We start from the raw sequence: 16,666 nt of genomic DNA, 5'->3' as shown, positions 1-16,666 counted from the left end.
AAAGAAAGCTGCGCCACAGCCTTGGCAGGCCATCGCGCAGCGATTTTGTTCAACTTGAATTTATCTATTAACTCTCTTAACTTTCCCCTATTTTCAAGGCTTCCCGCCATTGAAAATTCTATATATGTATCCTTTTCCCTTGTTTTTGCCCTTATGGGATAATTACAAGGGAAAATTCATTATTCAGTTGTTTAATCGTTGCCTGCCACTTTATCAAGAAGTCTTGCGGAAGTCCGCTTTGCTTCCCTTGTAGCATGGGCGTAGACATTCATGGTGGTACTCACGTCTGAGTGTCCTAACAGTTCCTGCACATCCTTAGGCTGAGCCCCGTTGGATAAGAGGTTTGTCGTGTAGGTATGCCTCAGTGTGTGGAAATGGAAACCTTCAAGCTCCGGTACTTTTCTTCCTGCTGTCCGGCAGGCTGTTTCTATGGTTGCCGGAAGTTCCAGACAACCATCCTCCCTTAAGCATACAAAGAAGATTTCGGTGTAATCTTCCGGCACATTCTCTGTCATTCCCAAATGATAATACTCGTAATGCACCCGATTCTTTTCCATTACTTCTCTGTAAAAATTCCGCTGGTAGAGTTCCCCATACTGAAAACGGTTTTTGTGCTGTTCCTTTTTTGCATTCCTCAAAATATCTGCGAGGGTATCGCCAAAGTCAACAACCCTGATCTTTTTCCACTTTGTCGGACCGATTTCGTGCTTATGGGTAGCACCATTGTAGCGGATGCTCCTGCGTACAGTGAGATACTGTTCTTCAAGGTTGATATCCTGCCATGTCAGACCTGCTACCTCTCCAAGTCTGAGACCTGTAAAGTATGCTATCTGAACCGGAAGAATCGCATCCCCACTTCGTTTTCCAAGCTGTTCAATCAGTTTCCGGTACATTTCAAAGGAAAGCGGTTTAACCTTGTCTCTGTCTGTGGCTGTTTCATCCGCAAACAAATCCGTTTCTTCCTTTTTATGCCTCATCACCACATACTGCATTGGATTGAAGGTAATAAACTGTTTCGGAAATACCGCAAACCGGAATGACTGTTGCAATACTGCTGAAAATGACCTTACATAATCAATGGAATATCCTTTTGATATAAAATCTCCCACAGTGCCTCCAAATGAGAGCAAATCCATAAACTCCTGCAGGTGTACCGAAGTCACCGTTTTCAGTTTCCTTTTGCTGATAGGGTGTTGTTTGATTCTCCCAATTGTCTGAAGATAATTGCCAACCGTTCCATTACTCAATGTGCCTGTCTTTAATTCTTCCTCAGCCCACAGGTCAAGCAACTCTCCGAGTGTGATGTTTTCAGCCTTTGCAACAAACCGCTTGGCTTCATAATCCTCCATTGCCTGCCTCAACAGCTTTTCCGTTTCGCTTTTGTTTTCCGTACCTGCAAATTCCTTCTGCACCAGATTACCGCTTGCATCTTCCACATAGAAGCGGTAGTACCATTTCTTGCCTTTCTTTCTTACAGAACCTTTTGCCATAATCGTTACTCCTTTCGATATCGACAATCGGAACTGATGAAATGCTTTCTGCGTGTAAGTATATCATAACTCCGGTTGTCTAATCTATACCGGTTCGGAGTCTTTCTCTGAAAGAAGATTTGCAAGCCTTACGGCTGCCGTTTCGGGATTCTTGGAATAGAGCCTTACAATGTCGCCCATGTCGTTCAGTGCGTTTACCGTATGGGTGATTTCCCTAAGGAACATAATCTCATTATATTCCTGATTGGATTCAAACCCCATTACTTTTGCAATTGTGGCATCTTCCGTATTCCCTTTAAAATTCTTACAGGCATATTGAAAGGAATCAACGAATAATTCGTATTCCTTCAACATCAGCAGCAGTAAATCTTTGGAAAAATCCGCTTCGTCTGCCTTCATATCATAAGGCAGTTTGGAGAGAATGGAAGTCATGGTATCACGAATCTGTAATTCCCTTTTATCCGTAACATCACTTGTCATTTCTTCCGTCTCGCCCTTCAGCCACTCCACTGATACATGAAGTGCTTCCGACAGACCATCCAGAACAAGCTTCTTGGTGTTGTCAATCGTTCCTGCCTCATACCGCTGTATGGTGGAAGCGGTAACTCCCATCTTTTCTGCTATATAAGGCTGGTTGACACCTAATTCCAGTCTGCGTTGTTTTGCCCTGCTACCGATTAACTTGCGTAATTCTTTATCTTTCATTCTGATACGCCTCCTTTTTCGGTATGGCTAAAGTATAACACAGTAAAAGCAGCATTGCAATATGCAAGTTAATAATTGCTTTTAAAATTTCGTAACGCTTGACAAGAAGATATAAAAGTTATATAGTAGGCATAGTCACAAAATTGCATTATGCAATTCAAGAGGAGGTGTTTTAATGACAGAAGTGAAGATTGCACTGTCCATTGAGGAAGCTGCCGACTATACGGGTATCGGCAGAAATACCCTGCGGAAACTGGTAGAATGGAAAAAGCTTCCGGTATTGAAGGTAGGACGGAAAGTCCTTATCAAAACGGATATGCTTGAAAAGTTCATGACCGCCAATGAAGGCAGGGACTTAAGGGACAAAGGAAATGTCAGAGCTGTCACAAGAAATGTGACAAATTAAATAGGGACAGTCCTAAGACCATCCCTAAGGTATGTATCTGACCGAAGCCATGATATACCTACACGCAAATAGATTATACCATGTGCTTCCTCTAAGATACAACCGGAAATTTAAGAAGTGGGGAAGAAACTTTTTTATACAAGCCCTCGGCGTTTGAGAGCGAAATACACCCCTCGCACAAATCTTACGATTTGTACTCTGTGTATTTCGCCCTGCTGGGAGCTTTCGCCGACAGGCGGATATGTTCGTAGACAGGCTACCTATGTAGCCTACTCACTTTCACATTAGAAAGTTTCCCATCCTCATTTCTTGCAGCTTCGTACTTGGCAGATACGGAAAGGAGGAAGCACATGCCAAGAAATTCATTTATTCAGATGACGAAGCTCCACAATGTCCGGGGAAGAATTTATTATATTTCAAGCCCAAAGAAGCAGGAAAATCTGTATGCGGTATATGAAACCACAGACCGTAATTTTTGGACTGACCTTGCAAAATATAATCAGGCAGAATTTAAAAAAAGCGGTACGGAGGGGAAATGTATTGAGGCAAGGGAATTGATCATAGCCCTGCCGGAATCTTTTACGGAGTATCCTCCAGACAGACTGTTGCAGATATTTACAGACCATTTCAGACAGACTTACGGAACGGACTGTATCGCAGCCCTGCATCACAATAAGCGGAAAACCAACTATCACATCCATCTCATTTTTTCGGAGCGTACACTCTTGGAACAGCCCATAGAAAAGGTTGCCACCCGCAATATGTTCTATGACGAAAAGGGAAATCATGTACGCACCAAGAAAGAGATACTTGATGAAGAAGGAAATATCCGTAAAAGATGTAAGGTGATTCACAAAGGTGAGGTATACGAAAGACAGATTTTCTCCATTAAGGATAAACACTTCAAGGCTGAAAATTTCCTTGATACCGTCAAGCAGGATTATACCAATCTTATCAATCAGTATGTGTGGGATAAAAGCCAGCGGTTAGAAGTTTTTGAGCGTGGCGGTATGTATCTTGCCACCAAAAAGATTGGTAAGAACAATCCGAAAGCCACCGAGATTGAGGCAGACAACAGTAAACGCACCTTGTGGAATCAGACTGTTGACAGAGCGATTGTAACGGGTGTTTCCAAGTCAGAAATCATGCAGATAAAAAAGGAACGGATAACGGACAAGATTGTGGAATCCGTATGGCTTTACGGAAACAGACCGAATCTGTTATCTTCCATTATCGGTACTGCCATTGCAGTATTAGAACTGTTAATCTCCAAAGTATTTCTCAAAACTCTGGAGCTTGCAGATAAAGTAATTTCCAAAGAGCTTGAAGCAAGACCGGAAAACACAGATTTCAAAGAGCAGAAAGCTGTACCGGAAGAAAGCAGAAAGCAGACAGATACACCAAAGCCTGCCATACCGCCAAGACCACAGCCATCACCGGAAGCAGTTTCTTACAAGCACTTATGCGAAATTTATCAAAAGCTGCAAGAACAGAATAAAGCAATTTTTGCACTCGAGAAACAGCGAAGTGACCTTGAAATTGAACTGTCCGACAGCAAAGGTATCTTCAAAGCAAAAAGGCGTTCCGAACTTTCAACAGAGATAGCCGGATTGGAGGAACGTATTTCCCGAATGAAAGCCCGATTATCCCATATCGTAAAGGAATATGGGTATCAGAATGCGGAAGCCTTCTACAAAGCATTTCATAAGTCAGAGACAGCTTATGGGGATTATCAGGACAGCCTTAAGAATTGGAAACAACGGTATGGAGAAAAGCCGCAGTCTCTACACGATAGGCTTATATCTAAGAAACAGGACATAAAGGAGCGAGAGTTAACAAGACCATATTCTCCACCAAACCGTGGAAGGAGTAGATAACAAACGAAGGGAGGCAATTGCCTCCCTTCGTTTGTTATCTCTCCGTAAAAGACTGGAATTTCACCCTCTCGCATAAAGATACAAATTATTTTTTTATTTCCTTATCATATATCTTTTTTGAGTATACCACAGTTACAATTGTTGCTAATAATAAATAAATCAACATAAAGATTGTGCCAGTCATCCCACTTGTAAATACGGTTGTAATGATAGTCAATAACCCCGTAATAATAATACATATTGCACCAAAGCGGTTACTCTTTCTCCATGTATTATCATTGTGCATACTCCAAACGGTTCGAACTCCCACTACTGCATTTCGTTTTGCCTTTGTCATAAAATTTCCTAATACAATAAATATAATACCACACAAAATACATGAAACTTTTGCAATGTCAATAACCGCATGTTCACCACCTGCATTTGCCTGTATCCAAGAAGAATAAAGAATAAAATAATGCATAATCCCGAACATGATTGCTTGCGAAATTCCTACAACACATAATACCTTTGCAGAAGATTTTGTTTCCATCTGTTCCTTTTCTGTATTTGCATTTTTTGATTTTTTCTCAAACACATAGATTAGCAAGTGCCAAAACAGTGTAATAAACAAAATAATTACCGGAAAAATAAAGCTTTCTGTTTTACTTCCCCATCTGTCAGTGTTTCCCTCCAAGTCATGATGCATAGGTATAATATCAGGCATAAACTGTAGTACAACACTTGTAACTACAACTGGTATCATTGCTACTATCCACATTATTTTTTTCATACTTTTTTTCCTCCAAACTGGTTAACCCATATAATTAATTCATCGAAAACCGTAGTGTTGATTTCATAATAAACAAAGTTTTTCTCTTTATATTCAGATATCAAGTCTGCGTTTTTAAGTAATTTTAAATGATAAGAAAGAGCAGCCGGTGTAATCTGTAATTTTTCAGCAATCTCTCCGGCATTTAATCGTTCATTTCTCAACATAATAAGAATGTCTCTTCGCTGGCTATCTGCCAATACTTTAAAAATGTTAGTTTCTCCCATATCTTTTACCTATTTAAAACTTTCTTTAAATAGATTTTAGCATGCTATTTGTTTTTGTGCAAGAACTATTTAAAAATAATTTTAAATAGAGGGGATACACTGAAAAATCAATGTGTCCTCTCTATTTACCTTAAGGCAAAATTCAAACATCTAGAAACTTAAGATTCCTGCCTCTTATTATGGAATAACCGTACGTTCTATATATTTTTCTGGAATTTTTAGTACTAGACCTCTATCATGATATTATATTAGCAAAATCACCACGTATCTAAACGATCCTCTGCATCAACCCATACTTGCATTTCTCCATCCAAGTATAATCTTGCATATTCTAATGGATTATCAATAGCCAAAGCATTCAACGAACACTGGGAGCCGGGAGTAGTTCTCAATCCTTCCTCTGCCTTATTGCAATCAATTCTAAGCACTACATTTTCAAACGTGGTTACATCTATGCTATTACATTGCGGATTATATCTTGCATAAATCAATCTCATATCTTATCTGTCCTTTCCTTAATTTTCTAAAAGTTTTGAAAGCATTTCAATCCGTTCTTCCTGCCATTTTCATTTCATGTTATAATTTGTTACTGGATTTTCTTTCCCTTGATTTTGCCCTTGTGAGCATTCGTAACATGAGGGAAAAGGATATAACACAAGGGAAATCATAAGGGCAAACTCACTCGCTACAAATTTAGCATTTTCAAGGGGTTGCGGACTTCACGAGGATAAGATATAACAGTTAATAAATGTTATGAATTAAGTCAAATCAAAACTTGAATTTATCGCTTCTTATAGGTAATTACGATTCCAATAACAGAAGCAATGAAAGCAAATGGCGCTAATCTCACAAAGACAAATTCAAATCCATGTAATATTGTTCCTGCAACTGCAAATTCCGGGTTATTATAATCCCACCCTAGATAAGAACTTTTCATAATCGCAAGAGCAATAAAAACAAGCACTATAAACGCACATAGCGAGATAAATATCCAACGGATCGTTTTTACTTTGACCATGTTTCTCTTTGCCAACTGTAAATTAATTACCTCTAATTTTTCAGAGATTGCTTTTAGGTCATCTGTCATTGACTCCATTACAGTTTCTCCAAGCAATACACTTACAGAAGTATCCAATTCATCTGCTAATGTAATCAGCATATCCGAATCTGGAACTGATAAACCTGCTCGTGTCAACCCTAGACCAAAAAAAATTTAATTTTTTTGTACCCTCAAATATCACTTTCCATTATACCTGCTATTGCAGTATATTGAAAGCAATATTTATGCCTGCATAAGAAAGGAGTGCCACATTTTCTCGGCACTCCACACTCTTTAAACATCCATCTTACCTGAAAAATGGATCATCTGTATTCCATACAATCTCTATATTGTCCTCTCCATTGATAATCACTTTTTTGATTACCTTCTGGATTTTCTCTCTGTCAAAAGATTCCATATTGATGATACTTTCTAACTGTGTCTCAAACTTACTGGAAGAATTATCTTCTGGCGGTATTTCTGTTTTAAGCTGTTCAATTTCCTGATGCAATTCATCAATCTTCTCCATGGTAAAAAGAGTCTTCTCTTGGTAGTACACCAAATAAATCACTTATATCCTCTTCTGTCAATCCCATCTCTTCCAACTGTACTACTATGCTTTCCATCCCATCAAATAGAACTCCCAACTGTTGCTCAGTTATTGTGGACGAACCTGAAGCCATTGCGGTATAACTTTGAGAAAGTACCAGACTGACCGCAAGCACAATTGAACACATAAATTTTACAATCTTTGTTTTTGCCATACTTTTATCCTCCCATGTTTTGATTCAGTTTTTCTTGATTCCAATAAAAACTTAATTTTACTAGCAAGCCTTTTCTTTCCACATCTATAGTTGCATAAAGTTCATCACCTCCATAAACATAAAGCTCATCATCAACCGATTTCCATACAACATTTATATCACTTAAATTGTAATCTCTAAATATAAATACATTTTCTTCCACAATTTGTTTTGATATTATTTCTATGTCTTCTGTATTTTTTACATAATACTCTAGTATAAAATCACCATTATGCTTATAGTCATCTTCCGCATAAATAACATTACCCTCAAAATAATTTTTTTTGCCCAAATACAATTCTAAGGAGTTCATTCCATAATCAAATGTATGATCCACCCCTGATGCCGAACCCATCATTGTACACAATATTCCAAAAAATACCACCCAAAATCCATAGATAAAATAAAATTTTTTCTTTTTGCATTTTTTATCTCTATATCTGCCAAAGCACATTACATGCGTTATCTGATGTGCGAAGAAGAACGTTAAAAATAATGATAGCGCTAAATAGTAAACTTTCAAATTGTTCTCACCTCTCATCATGCATAATATATTCATTTAGTTATTCATATATTTCTCTGTATAAAAACCATAATAATTATTATACAAAAAAATTTAATTCTAATGTTGAAAAATATTGTTTACTTTTTTTTGCTTCTATTTGTAAATGACAAAATAATTTTGTACACAATAATATAAACTAAAATCAATATATAGTATCGTGAATCACGAACTGTTCCAATAGCAATAAAAAATATAGTAGTCAATATAATTAGTATTGAAAAAACAGTAAAAATAATTTTTTTCATAAATATCTCCTATCGAAATTGTAACCCTTAATTGCATAAAAACGTTATACAACAATTAATGTGTTCATTCTACTTATTCTTTAAATTTAGTTGTACGCTTTACTTACCTAAAATATCAACGAATTTAACATCATTTTCATTTACATAGACACAGTATAACATAATTCCTGTGCCTATGCGATATCATTTAATGCTTATTCCGATATGAACTCATCTTCTCCACAGTTACCTCCGCATAAAAGTAAGTAAGAATCGTTGCCTTCGGAACTCCTGCAGCAAGTGCTTTCTTCACCTCTTCCTTCTGCTCCGGTGTATATGACCAGTGTAGCATTCTGTTTGTGATGGTATCCTCCCACTTAGGCTTTTCCCTCTCAGGATTCCTTACAGGCTTAGCTCCAGTACTTCCATTAGACGCATTGGCACTTTCTGCAGCATCAGACTTCTGCGATTCATCGACATACTCAAGCTCATTTGCTTGCTCCCTGTCAATCTTTGCCTTCTGCTCTGCTTCATCCTGCATTGAGAATCTTCTGCTTAATTCCGCATCACCAAGCATCATAAACTGCTCATAGGTAAGAGAATCTATATACACATTCTCGCCCTTATCCTTCAGTTTTTCATAATACTTAACTGCCTTATCTGACAGAATCTCAAATGGTGGACCGATAAGATTATCTGCTCCCATTATCTGATGAACATAAGGCTCTCCCTTGCCATCTGCTGTCTGGTTAAACATCGGATGATTGAATGGTATGAACTTATTGTCCATGATAGGAACAAAACCACGGATAAAGATAATACACTTTTTGTTATCCAGCTTTCTGACCTCATCGGGTGTAAACAGTTCTCTTCCTAATACATCATAGTTTCTTGAAGAGCTTCCCTGTCTGCCCTTTGTCTCCCCGCTTGACTTCTTATCAATCGTCCCTTTGCACAAAAGCTCCGAGACATACTTGTGTGTACTCTGCTCATTGCCTCCAAGATAAATGAAAGTATCGCAGTTGCCGGGAATTGTCTCCCAGGTATCTTTGAAAAGTGCCTTTAACTGGGCAAAGTTCTGAATGATGATGCGTGACTTATACAAATGCTGTCGCATTTAAGGTTATGCCGGATACGGCATTATGTTCGTAACAATGGGACTTTTTTACAGCCCCTCTGCACTATGTTAAATATTACAATTTCAATCCAAAGAAGTTATGATTATATCATTTTCAACATCTGTATGCAGTATCTTATTCCGAATAGTTCTGGCTGCTTCAAGCACCTTCGATATCAGTAGTACAAGTTCCGTAATCGCCATATTAAGTATCAATGCTAATCGTTGTGGTTTGTTTCCATACAGTTCAATCGACCTTTTTATCGGTTCTGTGATATGTTCCCTTTTTTTCTGTAAAATCTCATCCATAGGAACATCACTTATGATTGCTCTGTCAACCTCCCGATTCCAGTCCATCCGCAGTTTATTATCCTGCTCAATCTGTTCAGTTTTGGGATTATTTTTTCCAATCTTCTTGGTAGCAAGATATGGACCATTACGATCAAATACTGTAGCTCTTCATTGGTGAGTGCCATGGCATGAACCTCCTTGCATAAACAAAATTCATACCCTTAAATGCACCCTATGAATATAAAAAGGCTTCCCAGATTATCTGGAAAGCCTTATGGTATTGTATTTGAATTTGGAATACTTGATTTTCTAATTGCATACGCAATTCGTGAAATGTATAATTATACTGTTGATACATCAGACACACAAATGTAAATAGGGACTTGAATTTTATTTATACGGAACTAACAGACCTGTCATTTTTATTAGTTGCAATATCTTCCATTACTAAATTTTACTTTGCAGTATTTCTATTATACTAAATTTAATTTGTAGGATGAATACAACACATTTTTTATAATTTACTTTGATAATTCTCTAACTGATGAAAAATACCAACTACATTTACAACATCCGCTCTCACATCAAAAACGATAATATAATTCATCTGTGACACAACTGCCTCACGATATCCTCTTTTAGCAAGATATGCATCTCTGCACTCTGCGAACTGAAATGGATTAACCTCTAGCCTGTCACAGATAGTATCTATACTATCCAACAGATGCTTTGCTGCCTGTTCATTCCTTAAGCAATAAATTAAATGATACACAAGATTATCAAGCAGTTCATTCGCATGTTCAGTAACATTTATTTTATATGCCATACTTCGCCCTCATTTCTCTAAGCGCAGTTCTGGCATCCTTTACCTGTCCTTCCTCTATTTGCTTTTCAGATATTTCAATATCTCTGTACATAGCAATCTGTCTCATGGTTGACTCATAAGTCTCCATGCTCATAATTACCATATCTCCATATCCATTTTTCGTAATATAAATTGGTTCCTCTGCTTTATGACACATATCAGATATCTCTGATGTATTCTTCAAATCTTTAATTGGAATTATTTGTGGCATAATGTACACCTCCTATTCATGGTCTAATTATACCATAATTATGTCTTTTTTCAATTTAATTATCACGTAAAGTGAAATTTTTAATTTTTAATTTCTATGTCCCTATTTACATTTGTGTGTCTGATGTATCAACAGTATAATTATACATTTCACGAATTACGTATGCAATTAGAAAATCAAGTAGTCCAAATTCCATAAAATGAAATTTTAGGGCAAATTACAGACATTGGCTTGGCTGTAGTATTTTTTAACAACGTGTGTTAGACTACTGTTATACAAATCGGAGTTTGGAGGTACACGATGATAATAAAAATTGTTACAATTTCACTGATGGCAGTGTTCTACATCTGCTATTTTGCAAAGCTGATTAGTCAGAAAAAGCAAGGCATAAAGACAGATCAATTAGGAAAAGGAAAAGAGGGATTTGTCAAATTTATAGAAGTGGCTCTTAAAATAATCACATATTTGCTTCCTGTAATACAGATTATCAGTATTGTGTTTTATTCGGGAACAGCACATATTGTGTTGCAATTTACAGGAGTTGTAATAACAATGTTCGGTGTACTTGCTTTTATTGTTTCTGTTACACAGATGAAGGAGAATTGGAGAGCAGGTGTGCAAAAAGAAGAAAGGACCATTTTGGTAACAGCGGGCATCTATTCTATTAGCAGAAATCCTGCATTTTTGGGTTTTGATTTAATGTATATAGGAATATTGTTTTCGTTCTTTAATTGGTTCCTTTGCTTTGCCACAGGTTTTGCAGTGGTATTTTTTCATTTGCAGATAGTCAATGTAGAGGAAGATTTTTTGATAGAAGCATTCGGAAATGAGTACCTGCAATACAAATTAAAAGTATGCCGATATTTAGGAAGAAAAAGATAACTTGAAGTTCTTGGGGCTAAAGCCAATATAAATAATACTAGACAGATTTGTCCAATAGCGTAAATACGGCATTTTCTCGCTTTGTGTCGTGTTATGTTTAGTAGAATAATATTACTCTGTCAATGAAAGGAGGAAACAGTATGGATCAGAAAAAGATTGGACGTTTTTTAAAAGAGCTTAGGAAAGAAAAGAATATTACACAGGAACAGCTTGCTGAAAAGATAAAAGTTTCAGGCCGAACGGTTTCTAGATGGGAAACAGGAGTTTCCCATAGTTAAAGATACCACACCAAATATGATGAACCCACGCTTATACACTACCAGCTATAATAAGCCGTAAGGACAGCAATTTGACACTGCTGTCCTTTCTTTTATAAAATTGCAGTACACAGAAAAAAGCTGTAAAATGGAAAATATATTTGTCCTTGTAACAATTCTCGGACATTTGCCTGTTATACTATCTGCAAAAAGAAAAGGAAGTGACAATATGAAGCAGATTTTAATTGTCGAAGACGATAATCTTTTGAATAAAACGCTTACTTATAATTTGGAATTGGACGGTTACACAATAACTTCTGTTCTGAATGCAAGGACAGCCGCTGAATCATTAAAAACAAACATTTTTGATTTGGTATTGCTGGATATAAATTTACCAGACGGAAATGGTTATGACCTATGCCGTCTTATCAAGCCAGAGCATCCTGATACAGTAGTTATATTTCTAACTGCCAACGATCAGGAAAGCGATCAGATACGAGGATATGAAGCTGGTGCAGTGGATTATATCACGAAACCTTTTTCGATTAGTGCTTTGCAGCGAAAGATCAAAGCCATGTTCGCTATGTTGGAACATCACAAACCAGCTAAGGATATTTACGAGGATGGTAGCCTGTTTCTGGATTTTTCGGAACAATTTGCAAGTTTGAACGGGAAACCATTAGCGCTTTCTGTGATGGAATATAAAATGCTGAACCTATTTCTTAAAAATCCGAAGCAGGTACTTACCCGCCAACAACTTTTGGAAAGGCTGTGGGACGTTGATGAAAAATATGTAGATGAACATACCCTTACTACTTCTATCAGCCGCATTCGCAGTAAGATTGAAGCGGATGGCGACACATATATCAAAACGGTTTACGGTATGGGTTATCAATGGACAGGAGGCGAAAAGAAATGAAACTGAATAACCTTTCTGCTAAGAAAATTTGTAGACTGATTAGTGCTGGCATGGTTTTCTCTATGCTGGTAATTACCGGTATTCTCGGCGGTATAATGCAGGATATACGAATTTTCATAGCAGGTGGAACATTGACACTCTGTGCATTTTTCTGGATTTGGCTATTGGTGCTGTTTTTTGGAAAACGCCTTTCTCATTTTACTTCTAATTTGTGCCGGACGCTGGACAACATGATTGATGGAAACGAGGAATTACAAAAGTCAAATGATAGTGAAACTCTTTTTGCCCGTATCAACCACCGCTTAATCCGGTTGTATGAGATTATGCAGGAAAACCGGCACAAGGTAGACATGGAACGACAGGAGCTTCAAATGCTGATTTCTGATATTTCGCATCAAGTCAAAACGCCTGTCAGCAATTTGCAAATGGTAACGGATACACTTTTAACAAAGCCTGTTTCAGAAGAAGAACGGATGGACTTTTTGCAAGGCATACGCAGTCAGACTGATAAACTGGATTTTCTGTTCCAAGCACTGGTTAAAACATCCCGGTTAGAAACCGGAGCAATACGATTAGAAAAGAAAGACAGCAGCTTATTCCATACGCTTGCACAAGCTATGAGCAGTATTGTATATGCCGCAGAGAAAAAAGAAATTGCTGTATCCGTGGATTGCCCGGAAAATTTGATAATCTCCCATGACAGCAAGTGGACAAGCGAAGCCCTTTTCAATCTGCTGGACAATGCGGTAAAGTACACACCGCCGGGAGGAAAGATTTCTGTATCGGTGGTTCTGTGGGAAATGTATGTAGAGGTCAAAGTTACCGACACCGGAAAGGGCATTTCTGAAAGCAATCAGGCATCCATCTTTCGGCGTTTCTACCGGGAGGAAGAAGTACATGAGCAACAGGGCGTGGGGATAGGTTTGTATTTAGCCCGTGAGATTGTGACAAGGCAGGGCGGCTATATCAAAGTCGTTTCAGAGCCGGGACACGGTTCAGAATTTTCTATTATGCTTCCTGTCAGGTAAGATACAGCCACTTTTTTTGAAATGTCCGAGCATTGTAACATTTCATCTCGATTTTCGATAAAAATTTTTCCTACCTCGGACATTTGTGTAACATTTGTGGTTTACAATGACTTCATCAACAGGTAGAAAGCCTTGAAAGGAGCATTTGAATATGAGCATTTTACAAACAATCGACTTAAAGAAGTATTATGGCACAGAACCAAACATCACTCGTGCCCTTGATGGTGTAAATTTTACTGTGGAACAGGGAGAATTTGTTGCCGTAGTTGGAACTTCCGGCAGCGGCAAGTCTACGTTACTCCACATGATGGGAGGACTTGATACCCCCACTTCCGGCAGCGTGATTGTACGGGGGGAAGAACTTGCGAAAAAAAATGATGATGAATTGACAATTTTCCGCCGTCGTAACATAGGGTTTATTTTCCAAAACTACAATCTGGTTCCGATTTTGAATGTATATGAAAACATCGTCCTGCCTGTGGAATTGGATGGTGATACCGTAGATAAGAAATTTATGGACGAAGTTGTGTATATGCTGGCTTTAGAAGATAAGCTGGAAAATATGCCAAACAATCTTTCAGGCGGTCAACAGCAGCGTGTAGCGATTGCACGAGCTTTAATTACAAAGCCGGCGATTGTCCTTGCTGACGAACCGACTGGAAATCTCGACAGCAAGACCAGTGCAGATGTGTTAGGGCTTTTGAAACGTACCAGCGGAGAATTTAATCAGACCATTGTAATGATTACTCACAATAACGAGATTGCCCAGCTCGCAGACCGCATTGTGCGGATTGAGGATGGCAAAATTGTAGGTTAAAGGAGGTGGGAATTATGAATTATCCTTTTGAAAATGATACAGAGAGAATAGAGAAAAGGATTGCTGAAAAGAGTGTATTCTCTGAAAAGAATAGGACATTTCTAATCAGAGTTATCATCTTGATTGCGGCATTTCTGTTGAGCTTTTCTGGTATTCTTTTGTGCAACGCAACGCTTAGTACGCAGCAGATCGCCCATGTAAATAATACAACTGAAGCAGTAGGAACTGTTTTAGGAATTGTTATTGTACTTCTTTGTACGGCAGGGCTGGCTGTCAAAAATATTCTTTATGTATCTGTACTGCAACGAGTACATGAATTTGCACAATTACGGGCAATCGGCGCAACATACCAGCAAATTAAATCAGTGGTCAAGAAAGAACGTGACAAAATAGCAAAACCTTGCATTGTATTGGGAACAGTCATCGGTTTTCTGGTAAACATAGTTTTACCACTTCATTTTTACTGGATACCAAGCATTGTATGTGCGGTAATCTCCGGCATATTTATTTGGATTATCACAGCTTTGGCTTTTCAAGCACCAGCGAAAATGGCTGCATCTACATCACCAATAGAAGCACAACATACACAGGCAACAAACTATTTTAGAAGTGTTGGGGCAAAGCGTAAACTTACGCCTATAAGAATCGGGTGGATGTATTGTAGAGCCAATAGAAAGAAAGCTGCCTATACATTTTTATCTCTCATTATGAGTGGGATTTTAATGTTCGGTGTTTTTTCAATATTGAATGCGATAAATCCCGAAAGACTTGCGTCACAACCTTATCAGGGAAATAGTGATGTATTTGTACTACTAAATTCAACGGCTGATGAAGAATCCACCTATGATTTAATGAAATCTACACCATTTACAGAAGAACAAAAGCAAAAATTGTATAACATTTCAGGTGTAAAAGATGTTTATGAATTGTATATGCTGGACGGCATTCTGACAAATTCCGAGGGGGAAAAATTTGAACTGTCCATTGAAAATGCTGTAAATCCAGAAACATTTAAAAATGAAATTGTTGAGGGTATGCAACCAAGTCATGAATTACAGAATGGAGCAATTCCTGTTGCTATCAATAGACAGTCTCCTTATTATCAGAAACTGAATATGCAGCTTCAAGTTGGAGATTATCTGCCGTATATCATAGATACAGGATATGGTCAAAAAGATGTGGCGTTAGTTGTAAGCGGATTTGTAGAAAACAGCGATACCGGGCTTGTTATTTATACAAGTGGTGAAAATATGAAATCACTGTCAGAAATGAATTGTACGCTTGCATGGTATATTTGTTTGGATGATAACGGAAAAGACGTAGCAACAGAGATAATCAAAGAAATTTTTATAGATGACGACAGAGTTGATGTGTCTGTTTTGGCTGATGATGTTATGGCATTGGAAGATTACTTCCATAATGCGAAAGTCATCATTACAGTTTTGGTGGTGCTTATTAGTCTGTTTTCATTTATAAATATGCTGAATACCAGCATTACAAATGCAATTGCCAGAAGACACGACTATGCACTACTGGAAGCTACAGGTATGACAAAATTGCAGTTGCGAAAAGTACAGCAGTCGGAAAGTTTCATCTATCTGGTTGGAAGTTTTATAGGAAGCTGCATTTTAGGCATACCAATCGGATTGCTGCTTTGTACCCAAATATCAAAAATTCCCGGACTTTCATACTTTGAATATCACTTCCCAGTTCTTTTTGTGTTTTTATACCTTGCTGCGGTTGTGATGGTCTATCATGTAGTATCAGTATATCAAAAGAAATCTTTGCAACAGCACTCAATTATAGAGCGCATTAGAACGATAGGCTAAGTTTTAATAATCCGTCAGCTCCACAATTACATTACTCTGCTGATACAGCCAGTCCGTAAATTCTTTCGGGCTGGCTGTTCCTGTTTTTACAGCCTTTTTTCTCTGCAATGCTTCTTTCTTAAAGTCGGAAAAGGCAGCCTGTATTTTTTCCAGACGGTCAGCCGGAAAGCCTGCGGTATTTTTTACCCGGTTTATTTTGTTGCGCCAGTTCTGGCATTCATTTTTATAAAGCAGGTCATAGTTATTTTCTCTTGCCCTCTCGTCAAATTCCCGCTTGTTTTGAAGCGCCTGTACTTTTCGGCA

Annotated in this window: 20 protein-coding genes and 2 pseudogenes; 8 read left to right on the top strand and 14 right to left on the bottom strand. The window is 37.9% G+C overall.

Annotation, left to right across the window (positions count from 1 at the left end; genetic code table 11):
- Positions 1-191: 191 nt before the first annotated feature.
- Together DWW33_RS15055 and DWW33_RS15050 are read right to left on the bottom strand one after the other, a co-directional pair.
- Positions 192-1,490 (bottom strand): tyrosine-type recombinase/integrase, encoded by a 1,299-nt coding sequence (locus tag DWW33_RS15055; RefSeq protein ID WP_012744117.1) that lies wholly within the window; start codon positions 1,488-1,490, stop codon positions 192-194.
- A gap of 84 nt (positions 1,491-1,574) precedes the next feature.
- Entirely contained in the window at positions 1,575-2,195 is a 621-nt protein-coding gene (locus DWW33_RS15050) for a helix-turn-helix domain-containing protein (protein WP_005604344.1), read from the bottom strand.
- Positions 2,196-2,370: 175 nt separating this feature from the next.
- On the opposite strand from DWW33_RS15050, the gene DWW33_RS15045 reads away from it, so the two are divergent.
- Positions 2,371-2,601, top strand: coding sequence for a helix-turn-helix domain-containing protein (locus tag DWW33_RS15045; RefSeq protein ID WP_005604346.1), 231 nt, complete (start codon positions 2,371-2,373; stop codon positions 2,599-2,601).
- A 350-nt stretch (positions 2,602-2,951) separates the two neighbouring features.
- Positions 2,952-4,478, top strand: a complete 1,527-nt coding sequence (locus DWW33_RS15040; protein WP_105309368.1) for a MobA/MobL family protein — start codon at positions 2,952-2,954, stop codon at positions 4,476-4,478.
- An 85-nt stretch (positions 4,479-4,563) separates the two neighbouring features.
- Here the strand turns inward: DWW33_RS15040 and DWW33_RS15035 are convergent, their stop codons facing one another.
- The 11 genes and pseudogenes from DWW33_RS15035 to DWW33_RS14980 form a co-directional block, all read right to left on the bottom strand.
- The gene (locus tag DWW33_RS15035; protein ID WP_105309369.1) at positions 4,564-5,250 is read right to left on the bottom strand and encodes an SdpI family protein; all 687 of its coding nucleotides are present in this window, start codon (positions 5,248-5,250) and stop codon (positions 4,564-4,566) included.
- On the bottom strand, positions 5,247-5,516 hold the full coding sequence (locus tag DWW33_RS15030; protein ID WP_005604351.1) for an autorepressor SdpR family transcription factor: 270 nt from the start codon (positions 5,514-5,516) through the stop codon (positions 5,247-5,249). Before DWW33_RS15030 ends, DWW33_RS15035 begins: the two co-directional genes overlap by 4 nt.
- 257 nt (positions 5,517-5,773) lie before the next feature.
- Positions 5,774-6,013, bottom strand: coding sequence for a DUF6061 family protein (locus tag DWW33_RS15025; RefSeq protein ID WP_005604353.1), 240 nt, complete (start codon positions 6,011-6,013; stop codon positions 5,774-5,776).
- Between the two features lie 284 nt (positions 6,014-6,297).
- Positions 6,298-6,612: an XRE family transcriptional regulator gene (locus DWW33_RS15015; RefSeq protein ID WP_242986319.1), complete on the bottom strand. Its 315-nt coding sequence runs from the start codon at positions 6,610-6,612 to the stop codon at positions 6,298-6,300.
- 250 nt (positions 6,613-6,862) lie between these two features.
- Positions 6,863-7,084 (bottom strand): hypothetical protein, encoded by a 222-nt coding sequence (locus tag DWW33_RS15010; RefSeq protein ID WP_242986320.1) that lies wholly within the window; start codon positions 7,082-7,084, stop codon positions 6,863-6,865.
- Entirely contained in the window at positions 7,071-7,319 is a 249-nt protein-coding gene (locus DWW33_RS15005) for a hypothetical protein (protein WP_117840915.1), read from the bottom strand. The genes DWW33_RS15010 and DWW33_RS15005 overlap by 14 nt, the downstream gene beginning before the upstream one ends.
- Positions 7,320-7,323: 4 nt before the next feature.
- The gene (locus DWW33_RS15000) at positions 7,324-7,881 is read right to left on the bottom strand and encodes a hypothetical protein (RefSeq protein WP_242988719.1); all 558 of its coding nucleotides are present in this window, start codon (positions 7,879-7,881) and stop codon (positions 7,324-7,326) included.
- A gap of 474 nt (positions 7,882-8,355) precedes the next feature.
- A pseudogene (locus DWW33_RS14995) lies at positions 8,356-9,243 on the bottom strand (type IV secretory system conjugative DNA transfer family protein); the annotation flags it as partial.
- Positions 9,244-9,348: 105 nt separating this feature from the next.
- On the bottom strand, positions 9,349-9,621 hold the full coding sequence (locus DWW33_RS14990; RefSeq protein WP_242986327.1) for a hypothetical protein: 273 nt from the start codon (positions 9,619-9,621) through the stop codon (positions 9,349-9,351).
- Between the two features lie 448 nt (positions 9,622-10,069).
- Positions 10,070-10,381, bottom strand: coding sequence for a type II toxin-antitoxin system RelE/ParE family toxin (locus tag DWW33_RS14985; protein WP_117699360.1), 312 nt, complete (start codon positions 10,379-10,381; stop codon positions 10,070-10,072).
- On the bottom strand, positions 10,371-10,631 hold the full coding sequence (locus tag DWW33_RS14980; protein ID WP_117699361.1) for a type II toxin-antitoxin system Phd/YefM family antitoxin: 261 nt from the start codon (positions 10,629-10,631) through the stop codon (positions 10,371-10,373). The genes DWW33_RS14985 and DWW33_RS14980 overlap by 11 nt, the downstream gene beginning before the upstream one ends.
- Before the next feature lie 300 nt (positions 10,632-10,931).
- Here DWW33_RS14980 and DWW33_RS14975 point away from each other — a divergent pair, with 300 nt between their 5' ends.
- The 6 genes from DWW33_RS14975 (at position 10,932) to DWW33_RS14950 (ending at position 16,363) form a co-directional block, all read left to right on the top strand.
- The gene (locus DWW33_RS14975) at positions 10,932-11,513 is read left to right on the top strand and encodes a methyltransferase family protein (protein ID WP_117947622.1); all 582 of its coding nucleotides are present in this window, start codon (positions 10,932-10,934) and stop codon (positions 11,511-11,513) included.
- Between the two features lie 140 nt (positions 11,514-11,653).
- Positions 11,654-11,791: a helix-turn-helix transcriptional regulator gene (locus DWW33_RS14970; protein WP_243088687.1), complete on the top strand. Its 138-nt coding sequence runs from the start codon at positions 11,654-11,656 to the stop codon at positions 11,789-11,791.
- Positions 11,792-11,999: 208 nt separating this feature from the next.
- Entirely contained in the window at positions 12,000-12,689 is a 690-nt protein-coding gene (locus DWW33_RS14965; RefSeq protein ID WP_199650792.1) for a response regulator transcription factor, read from the top strand.
- Positions 12,686-13,717, top strand: a complete 1,032-nt coding sequence (locus tag DWW33_RS14960) for a sensor histidine kinase (protein WP_118004665.1) — start codon at positions 12,686-12,688, stop codon at positions 13,715-13,717. The genes DWW33_RS14965 and DWW33_RS14960 overlap by 4 nt, the downstream gene beginning before the upstream one ends.
- A gap of 151 nt (positions 13,718-13,868) precedes the next feature.
- Positions 13,869-14,534, top strand: a complete 666-nt coding sequence (locus tag DWW33_RS14955) for an ABC transporter ATP-binding protein (RefSeq protein ID WP_117825499.1) — start codon at positions 13,869-13,871, stop codon at positions 14,532-14,534.
- A gap of 14 nt (positions 14,535-14,548) precedes the next feature.
- Positions 14,549-16,363, top strand: a complete 1,815-nt coding sequence (locus tag DWW33_RS14950; protein ID WP_118639797.1) for an ABC transporter permease — start codon at positions 14,549-14,551, stop codon at positions 16,361-16,363.
- A gap of 3 nt (positions 16,364-16,366) precedes the next feature.
- On the opposite strand, the pseudogene DWW33_RS14945 reads toward DWW33_RS14950, so the two are convergent.
- A pseudogene (locus DWW33_RS14945) lies at positions 16,367-16,666 on the bottom strand (hypothetical protein); the annotation flags it as partial.

The sequence above is a fragment of the Roseburia sp. AF15-21 genome (assembly GCF_003479505.1).
GTDB lineage: Bacteria > Bacillota > Clostridia > Lachnospirales > Lachnospiraceae > Roseburia_C > Roseburia_C amylophila.
This window is presented reverse-complemented; position numbering and strand designations above follow the sequence as displayed.

What these genes read in the sequence shown, in the direction of transcription:
- DWW33_RS15040 (WP_105309368.1), top strand. Translation starts at nt 2,952, where the DNA reads ATGCCAAGAAATTCATTTATTCAGATGACGAAGCTCCACAATGTCCGG.
- DWW33_RS14975 (WP_117947622.1), top strand. Translation starts at nt 10,932, where the DNA reads ATGATAATAAAAATTGTTACAATTTCACTGATGGCAGTGTTCTACATC.
- DWW33_RS15015 (WP_242986319.1), bottom strand. Translation starts at nt 6,612, where the DNA reads ATGGAGTCAATGACAGATGACCTAAAAGCAATCTCTGAAAAATTAGAG.
- DWW33_RS14970 (WP_243088687.1), top strand. Translation starts at nt 11,654, where the DNA reads ATGGATCAGAAAAAGATTGGACGTTTTTTAAAAGAGCTTAGGAAAGAA.
- DWW33_RS14985 (WP_117699360.1), bottom strand. Translation starts at nt 10,381, where the DNA reads ATGGCATATAAAATAAATGTTACTGAACATGCGAATGAACTGCTTGAT.
- DWW33_RS15005 (WP_117840915.1), bottom strand. Translation starts at nt 7,319, where the DNA reads ATGGCAAAAACAAAGATTGTAAAATTTATGTGTTCAATTGTGCTTGCG.
- DWW33_RS14960 (WP_118004665.1), top strand. Translation starts at nt 12,686, where the DNA reads ATGAAACTGAATAACCTTTCTGCTAAGAAAATTTGTAGACTGATTAGT.
- DWW33_RS15035 (WP_105309369.1), bottom strand. Translation starts at nt 5,250, where the DNA reads ATGAAAAAAATAATGTGGATAGTAGCAATGATACCAGTTGTAGTTACA.
- DWW33_RS14990 (WP_242986327.1), bottom strand. Translation starts at nt 9,621, where the DNA reads ATGGACTGGAATCGGGAGGTTGACAGAGCAATCATAAGTGATGTTCCT.
- DWW33_RS15010 (WP_242986320.1), bottom strand. Translation starts at nt 7,084, where the DNA reads ATGGAGAAGATTGATGAATTGCATCAGGAAATTGAACAGCTTAAAACA.
- DWW33_RS15055 (WP_012744117.1), bottom strand. Translation starts at nt 1,490, where the DNA reads ATGGCAAAAGGTTCTGTAAGAAAGAAAGGCAAGAAATGGTACTACCGC.
- DWW33_RS15025 (WP_005604353.1), bottom strand. Translation starts at nt 6,013, where the DNA reads ATGAGATTGATTTATGCAAGATATAATCCGCAATGTAATAGCATAGAT.
- DWW33_RS14980 (WP_117699361.1), bottom strand. Translation starts at nt 10,631, where the DNA reads ATGCCACAAATAATTCCAATTAAAGATTTGAAGAATACATCAGAGATA.
- DWW33_RS14965 (WP_199650792.1), top strand. Translation starts at nt 12,000, where the DNA reads ATGAAGCAGATTTTAATTGTCGAAGACGATAATCTTTTGAATAAAACG.
- DWW33_RS14955 (WP_117825499.1), top strand. Translation starts at nt 13,869, where the DNA reads ATGAGCATTTTACAAACAATCGACTTAAAGAAGTATTATGGCACAGAA.
- DWW33_RS15045 (WP_005604346.1), top strand. Translation starts at nt 2,371, where the DNA reads ATGACAGAAGTGAAGATTGCACTGTCCATTGAGGAAGCTGCCGACTAT.
- DWW33_RS14950 (WP_118639797.1), top strand. Translation starts at nt 14,549, where the DNA reads ATGAATTATCCTTTTGAAAATGATACAGAGAGAATAGAGAAAAGGATT.
- DWW33_RS15050 (WP_005604344.1), bottom strand. Translation starts at nt 2,195, where the DNA reads ATGAAAGATAAAGAATTACGCAAGTTAATCGGTAGCAGGGCAAAACAA.
- DWW33_RS15030 (WP_005604351.1), bottom strand. Translation starts at nt 5,516, where the DNA reads ATGGGAGAAACTAACATTTTTAAAGTATTGGCAGATAGCCAGCGAAGA.